Genomic DNA, 12,445 nt, shown 5'->3' with positions numbered 1-12,445 from the left:
CCGTGGCTGTTTGTGAAATCCTCCTCGCCCTCGGGCTGACCTTCGGAGGGACCTGCAAGCCGGAACCGGCACAACCGCGCGGCCTGCCTGCCAGTGATCCGGCCGTGTTCTCCTACGAGAAGCCGAAGCCCCCGGAGCCGAAGCAAGAACCCAAGGTGATCACCATGCCCCCGGTAATCATCGAAAAAGAAGTCATCAAGGAAGTTGTGAAGCCTGTTGTTGAGACGAAGGAAGTCGTCAAAACGCAGACCGTCACCAAATACATCGAACCACCGAAAGCCATTCCGCGCGAGCCGACGGAATACGAACTTGCCTTGCAGACGGCCTTACGCCAGCGCGCCGCCATGCAAACAGGGCTGGCCGGCGCGGACATTACCGGCGACTTTTCCAATGCAGGCAACCGCCCCAGGCCGCAGAATGCGAACCTGCCCGCATTCCCGCCGCCTGATGGCATCGATCCGCAGAACAATCGCTATTCCGCGCCGCCGCGCTATTCGACCGGCGCCGTTGACAATACCCGCATTCTGACGGCTGACCGCTATATCACCGGCATTCTGGAAAGCGGCATCAACAGTCAGCTTGCCGACAACGGTTCCGTTGTCGTCCAGGTCAGCCGCGACGTTTACGGCTATCACGGCCGCACCAAGCTCGTGCCGAAGGGTTCGCGGATGATCTGCGAATACGCTTCCGTCGATAAGGTTGGTCAAACCCGTGTCGGGTTCTCCTGCAGCCGGATCCTGCTTGGCGAAAGCCGGGCAGAAATCTACCAGCTCAAAGCCCATATCGGGGACGCCCAGGGCTATGCGGGCCTTTCCGGTGAAGTGAATAATCGCTTTTGGGAGAAATACGGCTCCGCGATCCTGACTGTCGGTATTGGCACCGCAGTTGAGGCGGCCGTCTCCGGTTCCCAACAAATCGACTCTTCGAATTCCAATGTCATCTCCAATGGCCTGTCCGGAGCCAGCGAGAACATTGGAACCATCACTGCGGCCCTCCTGGAGGACACAGTGGACCTTAAGCCAGTCATCCGGATTGCTCAGGGCACGCGCGTTCAAGTGCGCCCGAAGTTTGACTGGTACCTCGCCGACCCCCCACAGAACTAGGGAGTTTGGAATGCAATACACTAGGATAGTGTCTAGCGGACTATTGGCGCTTGTATTGGCGTCAACATCTGCCGTGGCCGTCGCGCAAACAGTGCCCGGCGATCCGCCTGCAGCGGAGGCCGCGGAAGCTCTGATCAAGGAAAACCTGTTTACGGTTTCTCCAGTTCTGGAAACGGAGTTGTCTTCCGACTCTGCCGTTCCGGTTCAGCTTCAGTTCAATTCTACGCCGAATACTGATCAGGCGGTTGATATCAGGGGCATCACCGCTGAAGGCTTCACCCGCACGGTCAACGTCAATGGTGAGGAAATCGCCCAGGTTGTTGTCACCCGGCTGAAGAAAGACACGAACTTTGTCGATCTTGAAGCCAATGACTTCACCAGCCAGTTTGGCGTTGACAGTAAGCGGCTCCTGCCGACCAACTCGATTTCAGTCGATGGTGACGAAGCCGAGTTTGTTCAGGCCGTTGCTCAGCTCTCGGCCAAGGAAGAGACCGACGACCCACAGGGCCAGGAGGACAAGGAAACCACGTCTACCGAAGACAGCAGCGTAGACGAGGGCGGGAGCAGCAGCGAAAACCCTGTTGCTGGCGGTTATGAGACTCCGGAGCGGCTTGCCCAGGAAGAAGAGGAAGAAGTAGAGCGCGAGCCGAACGTCACCTACAACGTGACAACGGATGGCTGCGATGCAGTCGTTGACCTTGCGAGCGGTGTTGTTCGTCAGCAATCGCTTTCCCAGACCCTGGAAGACGGTGTTGTCACCGAGACGGACGCTTGCGCGCCTAACGGTGTGGTGTTCCCGATCCAGAAAAACTATGAAGCCTGCGAAGATATTGTAAATCGCGACAGCCTTGTGGCAACGCCGCAATATGCCAGCTACTACAATGACGACAAGGGCGCTCGTTACGATCTGGCGTCGTGTCAGCCTGACGAAGCTCAGTTCTACGTCATCAACGAGGACTATGAAGCCTGTTCGCCGGAAATGAACTTTGCCGGTGAAGAGGTCACCATGTTGTCTCAGCTCGCTTATCGTGGCCGGGGTGGCAAGCAAGTGATTGTCAGTGAATGTGCGGCCACTGACAAAGTCTACAAGATGGAGCGCGAATATGGTGTTTGCGGTGACTATGTTGACCTGAAGGGCGGCACAGCCGAAGCGCAGTATTCGCTTTTCTATGTGGACGGCAAGGCAACTCGCCACAAGGTCAGCGACTGCATGCCGGATGATGAAAAGTCCTATGAGATCGTTGAGAAGCAGAACTGTACATTCGACTTCGATTTCGATCAGGGCAAGGCTGTGATCAACACATCGCTGGTTTACACCAATGGCGATGAAGTTGAGGTCAGCGTGCGTGAATGCTCGCCGTCCGAGACGATCCAGCCCATCCAGATGACGGCAGATACCTCGAACTGCACCATGCGTCATGACTTTGGTTCAGGTACTTCGTCGGAAATGGCGATGTGGACCTATGAGCATGACGGACAGCTTTTCCAGGCGTCCCCGTGCATCACCACGGACACCACCTACACCCATTCCAAGGTGTTCGAGAAAAACGGCATCGACGTTTGCACGCCGATTGTCGATCTGGCGAAAGGTCAGGCTGCACGCCAGTACCGGACGGAAATCACCGTCAACGGCCGCGAAGAGGTCATTGCCGGTTGTCAGCCGGATGAAAGCGCGATGCTTGGCATTGAGGCAACCGTTGACGGTTGTGAAGATGCGGCCTCGTTCGATCATGATCTCGTTGCAGGCGTGTCTTATGGCCGGGAACGGTTCTTCTACAATGTTCCAGGTCAGGGCCGCGTCTATGTCACCGGTTGTCAGCGCAATGACCAGACGTTCACTCATTCTGTCAGCCCGAACGGTTGGAAGAACAATGACGGCAGCTTGCGCGCGCAGCAGCTCGTAGACGTGTCGATCAATGTGAACGGTTCTGCGTATCAGATCGCAACGTCCTATCTGCAGCCTGGAACGTCTGAAGTTGCTTACTCGTTTGTTCGCAACGAAGATCAACCGGACCTGCCGAAAGCCTATTATGACGGCTGTAACCAGAAGATCCCGACCAACCGCACAGCGATTTATCGCCGTCCGGACGGATCCACGCTCAGCGTGCCGAAGGGTGCGGGACCGGTCGCAGATGGCGGTGACTTCTGTCAGCGCGTCCGAGAAACCCGCGTTAATCCGGGTTGGGGCATCAAGGCTTATCTGGAACGTGGCAATCTCTCACTGCGGTCTGACACCGACAGCCAGGGTCATTCCAGACGCCGCCACCAGAATGCCTACTGGATCACGATCAAGGGCGGAAATGCACGGATCACCGGGTTCTCAAACAACGACGGTATGATTTGTCATTTCTACTACATCAATCGTGAAGAAGAGCGGCTGAAGATCACCGAACCGGGCACCGGCAAGGTCTCTTACACCACTTGGACCGGCATCAAGGAAGTTCAGGACGGAACCCGCCGCAACTGCGGTGTGACCCAAGCTATCGGTCTTCCCCTTTCCTGATGAGTTCAGTTTAGCGCTTTCAGTGCAGGAGCTCCGGCCCCTGCACTCCCTTCCCCAAAAACATGAACCGCTCCGTTCCGAGGTGTTCGAACATGTCTCAAGTTCTCCTGGAAAAAATCCTTGAACCGCTCTCCCGGCATTACGCCGCGTCGGAGGTTGTCGAGGTCCGGACCAAAGCCCCTGGCAAATTGATCGTGGAACGCCGTGACCTGGATAACCGGATCGCGGAAGTCGAAGAGCCGGATTTGACGTTGCACCGGATCAAGACCATCTGCCGCGCCTTGGCGAATATGAAAGGTTTGGAGTTCGATCCGACCGCAAAGCCGCAGCTCTCAACAATCCTTCCCGGTGGTCATCGCTTCGAGTGCCTTATTGGCAATTCTGTTGTCTCCGGCCTGTCGCTTGCGATCCGCTGCAAGCACCCGCATCAGATCACCCTGGAAGACATGGGCCTGAATGCGGAAATGATCGACTACCTGAAGACGGCCCTCGATCAGCAGCGCAACATTGCAATCTCCGGATCGACAAACACCGGCAAGACCACTCTTCTAAACAACCTGCTTTCTTATCTTCCCGATGACCGGCGCGTGGTCAGTGCGGAAGATACGCCAGAGCTTGAGGTTGGCCGGTTCTATAATGGCGTCTCGTTGCTGGCAGCGCGCGATACCTCGCAAGGCGCAGGCCTGCAGACATGGCAGCAGCTCTACGATCATAAAATGCGTATTTCGCCCGACAATATTCTGTTCGGTGAAATCTCGACGCAGAACGCTTTTGCTGCCTTGAACGTTTTGAACACCGGCGCGCGTGGCTGGATGTGCACCGTGCACGCGGAAAGCGCCGAGCTTGTTCCGGCCAGGTTCCAGGAAAACATCAATGCAGCCGGTCAGACCTTGCCGGATGCCGAAGGTTTCATGAGCCGTCTTGTTGATCTTGTGATCCACATTCGGCGCGACCCGCGCGGCCAGCGTGCAATCTCGGAAATCTACGAGATGAAAAACGGCCGCTACATTCTGCGCGATGGTGAGGTGGTCCAATGAGCACCTCCACCCTGAAACACAGCGCTTCGCTGCGCGAGCTGGCCGCCAGCCTCTTTGAAGAAAATCCCGTGCTGCAACTGATCGATGAAGCCCCTCAAGGCCAAGTTGCTGTGCCGGCACAGTCTTCTATCCCGGCAACAACGGATGAACCGGCCGAGCCGGTTCAGATCCCCGCCGAGTAATTTCCCATGCATTTGATGCGGTTCTTTGCCGTTTTGGCTTGTGTTGCTCTTGTCGGCGTGACGTTGACAGGATGGCACTACACGCTGGGATTCAATCCTCTTCAGGCCGCGTGGTGGCAATGGCTCCGCGATTTCTGGATCCAGGCCCGGAGTTTCCCGACAGAAATTCTCTATCCCTCCTATGCCGGTATGGCCGCGTTTCTGGTGTTGATGTTGATCGGCGCCATCGTGTCGACCGGCGCCAGGTCAGAAACCATCTTCGGCGGCCGGAAACAGAAAGACCTTCACGGAACAGCCCGTTGGGCAGAAACCCGGGACGTCAAAGACACCGGCCTTTTGTCCGATAAAGGCGTTGTCGTCGGCGGTTGGCCAACACGGCGCGGCACTCAAATGCTGCGCCACGATGGCCCCGAACACGTTCTTGCCTTTGCGCCGACCCGATCCGGTAAGGGTGTTGGCCTTGTTCTTCCGACGCTGCTTTCCTGGGAAGAAAGCGCCCTTGTCCTCGACATTAAAGGCGAGAACTACGCCCTGACGGCTGGCTGGCGGGTATCGCAGGGCCAGAAGATCTATCGTTTTGATCCTGCCGCCGATCGTGGATCCGTTCGCTACAATCCCCTCCAGGAAGTGCGTCTTGGCACTGATCATGAGATTGCCGACTGTCAGAACATCGCAATCATGATCATCGATCCGGACGGCACCGGCCTCAAAGATTTCTGGATGCAGGAAGGCTACGGCTGGCTGTGTACTGCAATCCTGCATGTTCTTTATCGCATCAAAAAACAGGAAAACCGCACCGCGACCCTGGCGGATGTGCGCGCCTTCATGTCGATCGGCGATGACAAGGAGCCGGAGACGATCAGCGAAAAGGCTTTGGCTGCTGCTGCGAAAGCCGCTTTCAACGATCAGGAAGACGACAGTTTCGACCGTCTCTTGAAGGACATGGAGAACTACGAGCACGGGCGCGAAATCGTCAATGACGAGGTTCGTCTTGGCGCGGCCCGCATGCGCAAGCGCTCCAGCAACGAGCGTTCCGGCGTTCATTCCACCGGCACCTCTCAGCTTGCGCTTTACAGCGATCCGATTGTGGCCCGCAACATATCGGAATCCGATTTCCGCATTGCCGATCTGATGAACGGCGAGAAGCCGGCGACACTTTATATTGTCATCCCGCCTTCCGACATTGCCCGTTTGCGCCCGTTGGTGCGGATCCTGCTCAACCAGTTCCTGACCCGCCTCACCTCTCACATGGCGTTCGAGGGCGGTCGATCCGTCAAGCATTACAAACACCGCATGCTCTTGATGCTCGATGAGTTCACATCCGTCGGCAAGCTGGAGATTTTCGAAAAGGCCATCGCCTTCATGGCTGGTTACGGCCTCAAAGCCTTCGTTATCGTCCAGGACCTGACCCAGCTTCAGAAAGCTTACGGGCGCGAGCAGTCGATTATCTCAAACTGCCATATCAGGATTGCTTACGCACCGAACACCATGGAAACGGCAAAAGTCCTGTCGGACATGGCCGGTAAGACCACGCTGGTTCAGAAAAAGACCTCAGCCAGCCACACCACCGGTCGGATCGGCACGAACTATTCCGAGACGCTGACGGAAGTCGCCCGCCCTCTTCTGACACCGGATGAATGCATGTCTTTGCCGGGGATCCAGACCGGCGCGGGCGGCAAGGTCAACCGTGCCGGCGACATGCTCATATTCGTTGCTGGCCGTCCGGCCATCTATGGCCGCCAGGTTCTCTATTTCCAGGACAAGGATTTGCAGGCTCGCGCCGAGATTCAAATTCCCTCCGCAAAGACCCTTCCCAATCCGGTTTCCCCTTCCCTGTCGTTAAACCAGAAGGTGACCTCATGAAAATCAGTGAAGTAATCGCCACCCTACAGACCGTTCAAAAACTCTACGGCGATATCGCCATCACAGGCGGCACGCTCACCGACGACCAACCGCTTTCCAACATCACTGTCACCAATACCGATGGAATGCAGATCTGGCCGCGCGATCCGAATTGCCGCGCTGGATCCAGCCCCATTGACGGCGTGTTCCTGGATTGACCCGCCGACCCCCTTCTTTCTTTCCAAACCCAGAGACAACCGACCATGACAAACACACTCACCGCTGATTGGCGCGCAGATGATCCGGCCCGGGCAGAGGCCCTTATGGAACATGTCATCGCGACATTTCCAAGAGACCGGCTACCGGCTGCAACCCTTGATGAAGTCGCAAGTCACTATGTGCGGAAGCACTTTCCGGACGCGGAGCTGGAGCGCCGTGTTGAGCTCGTTGCGCGGATCGAAAAGGCGAATGTCGTCCGGCAGAGCCTTTATTCGGTCAGCCCCCGTCAGAAAAACAGCCGTCCTTCCATCTTTGAATCCTCGAAAGGCAATTGATCATGGCTGAAACCAACTCAATCGCAAAGACGTACCTAGCCGTTCCTTATGAGCAGCGCGAAGCCGCAAAAGCTGCGGGTGCTTTGTGGGATAAAAAAGAAAAGGCATGGTTCGCAAAGGGAACCGATATTCCGCAGAGCCTTGCGAAATTCCTGCCGCAGAACCAGCCGGAGAGCGAAAAGGGTCGCGAGGATCCGCGCGAGGCGTTCGGTCAGTTCCTTCGTGAGAATGGCGCGGACCTGAAAGGTTTGCCGGAAATGGACGGCAAGTGGCATCGCATCGCCCTCGTTGGCGAGGGCAAAGTTACCAATGCCACTTATCGCGGTTTCCTGGACGGGGTTCCGAACGGCCAGTTCAAGAATTTCAAGGGCGATGAAGTTCCCTTGCAATGGACCGGCAAGGGCGAGGCCCTGACGCTGGAAGAAAAGCAGAGGCTCACAGCAGAAGCCGCGCAGGCTCGTGAGGTCCGCGAGCGTGAACGCGCCCAGGATCAGGAAGCGACCGCCAAACGCTCATTCGGCATCTGGACCAATATCAAGACATGGGCCACTCCGGAAAACTGCCCGTATCTGGCAAAGAAACAGGTCCGGGGTTATGGCGTGAAGCTGGCCGACGACGGCCGCATGGTGGTCCCGCTGCGCGATGACACTGGCCGGATTTGGAGCCTGCAGTTTGTTGGCGATGAAAAATTCTATCTGAAGAACGGCCGCAAGACCGGGCTCTTTCACACGATCGATCCGGACCGCGAGCTTGAGAAGGACCGCAAGGGCGAAAAGCTGACTGTTGTCATCGGTGAAGGCTATGCCACCGGCGCTGATGTTCACAAAGCTACCAAGCTGCCGACCTTTGTTGCCTTCGACAGTGACAACCTGGTCACCGCCGCCAAGTCCGTTCGCGAGAAATATCCTTCTGCAAACATCCTGATTGCAGCCGATGACGATCATCATCTGCCCCTGCAAGTTCCGCCGTTACCGAATAAGGGTTTGCGGTCTGCTCAGCGCGCCGCTGAAGCCGTTGGCGGTAAAGTTCTAGCTCCGTCCTTCACCCCGGCCGAGAAGGGCCGCGGCGCTACTGACTGGAACGACCTGAAGCAGCTCCGCGGCGAAAAGGGCTTGCTCACTGCACTTCGTGAATCCTTCACGTTGATGCAGCGGGAACAGAAGCTGGGAAAGGACAAGGGGCTTGAGCGGCAATTGGAGATGTCGCGGTGACAGCTTCAAAGCGCAAACTTCTGAAAGCTTACGTCAAACCGGAAGTTCACCAGCGCATTACCGAGCACGCGAAACGCACGAAACTTTCGGCTTCGCGCGTTGTTGAGCGTCTTTTGGAGACCGGGAAACTTCCGGATCGATCTACTGATCTTGTGATCGTCAACCTCCTGCAGGTGAACGCCGACCAAGCCCGCCTAGGCAATTTGCTCCTGAAGGGGATCAATGAGACCGCAGACGGTCATCTTGTCCGCGAAATGCAAAAACTGCTGACCGAGGTTCGCAAGACACAAGGCGATATCAAAGCCCGGGTTGCAGAGCTCAAGCCATGATCGCCAAGAAAACCGCGCTGAAAAGATCCTGGGGAGCCAAAGCGCTGGCGAAGTATATCGCCGGCGCCAAGGAGAAAGGCGAAAAGCTCGATCAGTTCTGGCTTTCCAACTGCAACGCCGGCGATGGGATCGAAGACCTGGACACGGCCATTGCGGAGATCCGCGCGACCCAGGCGCTCAACCAGCGCAGCAAAGCGGATCCAAATTACCACCTGGTTGTCTCATTTGCCGAAGGCGAAAAACCTGACATCGATGTGTTGAAGGACATTGAACAGGAGTTCGCGAAGGCCCTTGGCCTGGAAGATCATCAACGTGTTGTTGGCACTCACATCAACACTGAAAACTTCCACATGCATATTCAATTCAACCTGGTGCATCCGGAAACCTTCCGGATGCACACCCCCTATCGTGATTTCCAGATCCTTCAAGAAACCGCCGCCGAGCTGGAGAAGAAACACGGCCTGCAGGTTGTCCAGGGCCGCGGCAAAGACAACGAACGCGACAATCAGAAAGCCCGCGATAAAGAGGCCAATACCTGGGAGCAATCCTTCTCCGGATACCTGAAGGAATACCAAGGCGAGTTGCTGAAGATCCGCGATCGCGCAACTTCATGGGAGGAGTTCCATGAAGGGATTGCGGACTATGGCATTGAAATTCGCAAACGTGGTGCCGGCTTCGTATTCCGCGACCTGGAACGCGGCACGATGGAAAAGGCTAGCACCGTCGATCGCCAGTTTTCCAAGAAGCAACTCGAAGACAAATTCGGCCCATATCAGAAACAAGAACGCCTGATCGATCAGAAGAAGGCCCGGACGAAATACCGGCGCCGTCCTCTCGATCCGCGTCTTGAACATCATGCCGCATGGAAGCGGATGCACCAGGGTCAATTCCGCAAAAACCTGTCCTGGCGCCGGTTCCTGGAACAGCAGGCCGGTGTTGATGCCGAGGCGCGCGAAGCACTCGAGCTGCAGAAATCCTACCTCCAAATCCTTTCCGGCAAGGATCCGAAGAAGGTCAGAACCCGGCAGATCACTCCCCGGAAGTCGAAAGGCATGTCCCGATGACAACCCGTGTGGAGTTTGCAACTTGGCTAATTGTATTTTGATATAGAGCAATATCCAATCGCAAATTAGCTAAAGAGCCACTTGGATAGCCAGAAATGAAATCTTTGATAATTCCGACGTCATCGAAGACCCAGTGACTCGATGCTCGAAGTCTAGGTCGACGAGTATACGTACACTCCTGGGCGCGGCGAGTCCAAACAGCGTGATCGACTCTATCTCAATCTCTTGGTTCTCGTAGAGATCGTTCAAAGTACCTGTGCGCCTATCTACAGAGGCAGCAACATCCACATTTCCATCGACTGATAGGTCTCAACGTGTGCTCGTGCGTTGATCCGGGATCTTGAGATCGCAACCCGTATCAGTGCGATAATTATCACGCTTTCGGGGTTCGACTTTGTGATGTTCGCCGGAAATTCTCCTTATTGCCAAATGAAGGCTCCTATTATCGGCTGTCAAAAATGGTTGTCAGAACAGGGATTATCTGAGCTCATCCGATGCCTGAAAATAACGAGGGATGGTCATTTTGAGATATGCGGTAGCTTCCTTTGGTCTGTCCTAAACAGCAATTGGAGCTGACAGCTCAATATGAAAGAAATCGTTGTCTATACGGATTACGTGTGCCCCTACTGTTTGCTGGCGGAGCCGATGCTGCGCACAGCAATCGAGGGAAGAGGCATCAAGATCACGTGGCGTGGGTTTGAACTGCGGCCGCATCCCGTACCGACATTGAGGGTTGAGGATGAATATTTGCCCTCTGTTTGGCGATCCTCGGTTTATCCTATGGCCGAACGGTTGGGGATTGATATTCAACTGCCAACGATCTCGCCGCAACCAAGGACGGACAAAGCGTTCGAGGCTCTCCTCTACGCGGAGCAACATGATCTCGGAGATGCGTTTTCAGTAGCGGTGCTGTCTGCCTTTTTTCAGAAAAATCTCGATATCGGTGACATATCCATACTTGTCAAAATAGGAGAGCAAGTCGGACTGAACGGCGCATCGCTAAAGGACGCCCTGGTTCAAAACAGATTCCGGCATCAGCATCAGGACTTCCAGAGAACTGCGCATGGTGTTCACAAGATCAAGGTTGTTCCCACCATCATGATAGGCGACCAGAGGTATGAGGGAGTTCCCAACGCTGACTGGCTCTACAACGCCATTGGTAGATTGGAGGCGCGATAAAATGTGTCCACCCGGAATCAATAAGCCGCCTCTGTCGGACGAGATGGAAATTGGCAACTTGGATGAGAAGCACATGCAGGAAACGGTTCAGCTATCGCTGAACCACGTACGCAATGGGGGCATTCCGTTTTCTGCATTGGTCGTCGATGAAAATGGCGTGGTGATCGGCAAAGGGGTCAATGAGGTAGTCGACAGCTGCGATCCAACCGCGCACGCTGAGGTGGTAGCCATAAGAGAAGCTTGTAGGGCGATTGGTACACCGGATCTTCGAGGTAAGGTTCTTTTCGCCTCTGGAGAGCCATGTGCATTGTGCTACATGGTGGCTCGCTGGGCTGGTATTACGAAGATTTTTGTCGCTGCTGACAGGGATGATGCTGCACGGTTTGGCTTCGATTATCGATGGACATATCATTTTTTTCAGTCCGGCCGGCCAACTGCCTCGATGAAGATAGAAAAACTGCGAACAGAAGGCTGTGCCGAGCCTTTCGAGAGATGGATTGAGTTGAATGGAGGTCTTTAAGCACGACGAGCCTCTATCGCAATCTGCCACGTATAAGTCGAGTTGCGTCCAGTCGGTTGAGATCCCCTGAACGCGGGCAATGTCTGGATGGATTAAAAAAACTCATTCGACGCATGAAAGATCTGAAGTTTCGTTAGTGACTCCGGCGGGCCTAAAGTGTGTTCGCACATCATGGATATTCTGTTCGTGGTTTATCAGTACAAAGGTGGAGTCCATATGCCTTCTATCCTCACAAGACTTTTGGTTGCGTCCGTACTTTTTCTGGGCATTCAGACTGGATTGGCGGTCGCAAACGACCAAGAAATCACCTTCCATTTTTATGGTGCCGAGGACTGTCCTCCATGTATGGCGTTCAAGCGTAGCGGGCTCCCTGTCGTTCAAAAATCCGCACAAGAGAATGGTTATCTGGTCTCGGTCAATATCATCGAAAAAACGCGTGACGTCCCAAAACCTGGTTCCTATGGCAAAGCGGATGATCTTTTGCGCAAGGCGGCAAGCGAGCTAAAAAGAGTATATCCACCCATCTTTTTCGTGACCAAGGGTGATGAGGTTGTGGTGGTGTACGAAGGTGATTGGGAAAGCGCGCTGGCCCGCGCTGAAAAGGATGCGGGCAAGTCGTAACAAATTACAATTTACGCAAAGTCCTCGACGCGATGTCCCACAAAACGTTCTGCGCTGGAGTGAGAATATTGAGCATCGTGCGGCCGTATGGCCAATCGTACCAGGGGCGAGTTGGAAGGGCAGCTTCATGAGCGCCACGATGCCAGCGACTTTGAGCATCACACGCAAGATAAGCTCCAGCCAATTGGGTAGCATTGTTGGCCGTGCGCTAGCATTTGGCTTCCTGCCTCTAGGTTCAGTTTAGACTTCCGGGCTTGCAGTCTCACCACGTCGAGACGGACTGCGTGCAGATTTCTTCCA

At 55.2% G+C, this 12,445-nt stretch carries 13 protein-coding genes and 1 pseudogene; all 14 read left to right on the top strand.

From position 1 onward, the window contains the following. Positions 1 to 2 precede the first annotated feature (2 nt). The gene (locus tag ABLQ08_RS27535) at positions 3 to 1,103 is read left to right on the top strand and encodes a TrbI/VirB10 family protein (RefSeq protein ID WP_352949247.1); all 1,101 of its coding nucleotides are present in this window, start codon (positions 3 to 5) and stop codon (positions 1,101 to 1,103) included. Positions 1,104 to 1,113: 10 nt separating this feature from the next. Then, positions 1,114 to 3,606 (top strand): hypothetical protein, encoded by a 2,493-nt coding sequence (locus ABLQ08_RS27530; RefSeq protein WP_352949244.1) that lies wholly within the window; start codon positions 1,114 to 1,116, stop codon positions 3,604 to 3,606. A gap of 92 nt (positions 3,607 to 3,698) precedes the next feature. Next, the gene (locus ABLQ08_RS27525) at positions 3,699 to 4,643 is read left to right on the top strand and encodes a CpaF/VirB11 family protein (protein ID WP_352949241.1); all 945 of its coding nucleotides are present in this window, start codon (positions 3,699 to 3,701) and stop codon (positions 4,641 to 4,643) included. Further along, a complete protein-coding gene (locus ABLQ08_RS27520; RefSeq protein ID WP_352949238.1) occupies positions 4,640 to 4,825 on the top strand; it encodes a hypothetical protein in 186 nt (61 codons plus the stop codon). The genes ABLQ08_RS27525 and ABLQ08_RS27520 overlap by 4 nt, the downstream gene beginning before the upstream one ends. A 6-nt stretch (positions 4,826 to 4,831) precedes the next feature. Further along, the gene (locus ABLQ08_RS27515; protein ID WP_352949235.1) at positions 4,832 to 6,688 is read left to right on the top strand and encodes a type IV secretory system conjugative DNA transfer family protein; all 1,857 of its coding nucleotides are present in this window, start codon (positions 4,832 to 4,834) and stop codon (positions 6,686 to 6,688) included. Beyond that, entirely contained in the window at positions 6,685 to 6,885 is a 201-nt protein-coding gene (locus ABLQ08_RS27510; RefSeq protein WP_352949232.1) for a hypothetical protein, read from the top strand. The genes ABLQ08_RS27515 and ABLQ08_RS27510 overlap by 4 nt, the downstream gene beginning before the upstream one ends. A gap of 45 nt (positions 6,886 to 6,930) precedes the next feature. Then, the gene (locus ABLQ08_RS27505) at positions 6,931 to 7,221 is read left to right on the top strand and encodes a hypothetical protein (RefSeq protein ID WP_352949230.1); all 291 of its coding nucleotides are present in this window, start codon (positions 6,931 to 6,933) and stop codon (positions 7,219 to 7,221) included. Positions 7,222 to 7,223: 2 nt separating this feature from the next. Beyond that, positions 7,224 to 8,432 carry a DUF5710 domain-containing protein gene (locus ABLQ08_RS27500; protein WP_352949227.1) on the top strand — a complete coding sequence of 403 codons (1,209 nt, stop codon included), beginning with the start codon at positions 7,224 to 7,226 and terminating at the stop codon, positions 8,430 to 8,432. Further along, a complete protein-coding gene (locus tag ABLQ08_RS27495) occupies positions 8,429 to 8,761 on the top strand; it encodes a hypothetical protein (RefSeq protein ID WP_352949224.1) in 333 nt (110 codons plus the stop codon). The genes ABLQ08_RS27500 and ABLQ08_RS27495 overlap by 4 nt, the downstream gene beginning before the upstream one ends. Then, positions 8,758 to 9,825 (top strand): TraI/MobA(P) family conjugative relaxase, encoded by a 1,068-nt coding sequence (gene traI, locus ABLQ08_RS27490; RefSeq protein WP_352949221.1) that lies wholly within the window; start codon positions 8,758 to 8,760, stop codon positions 9,823 to 9,825. Before ABLQ08_RS27495 ends, traI begins: the two co-directional genes overlap by 4 nt. A 585-nt stretch (positions 9,826 to 10,410) precedes the next feature. Then, complete coding sequence (locus ABLQ08_RS27485; protein ID WP_352949219.1) at positions 10,411 to 11,004, top strand: DsbA family oxidoreductase; 594 nt, start codon at positions 10,411 to 10,413, stop codon at positions 11,002 to 11,004. 73 nt (positions 11,005 to 11,077) lie between these two features. Further along, a complete protein-coding gene (locus ABLQ08_RS27480) occupies positions 11,078 to 11,524 on the top strand; it encodes a nucleoside deaminase (RefSeq protein ID WP_352949216.1) in 447 nt (148 codons plus the stop codon). Positions 11,525 to 11,695: 171 nt separating this feature from the next. After that, complete coding sequence (locus tag ABLQ08_RS27475) at positions 11,696 to 12,145, top strand: hypothetical protein (protein WP_352949213.1); 450 nt, start codon at positions 11,696 to 11,698, stop codon at positions 12,143 to 12,145. Positions 12,146 to 12,226: 81 nt separating this feature from the next. Next, positions 12,227 to 12,337: pseudogene (locus tag ABLQ08_RS27470) on the top strand (glutathione-dependent disulfide-bond oxidoreductase); the annotation flags it as partial. Between the last annotated feature and the right edge of the window lie 108 nt (positions 12,338 to 12,445).

Origin of the sequence: Roseibium sp. SCP14 (assembly GCF_040329475.1) — a bacterium.
Taxonomy (GTDB): domain Bacteria; phylum Pseudomonadota; class Alphaproteobacteria; order Rhizobiales; family Stappiaceae; genus Roseibium.
This window is presented reverse-complemented; position numbering and strand designations above follow the sequence as displayed.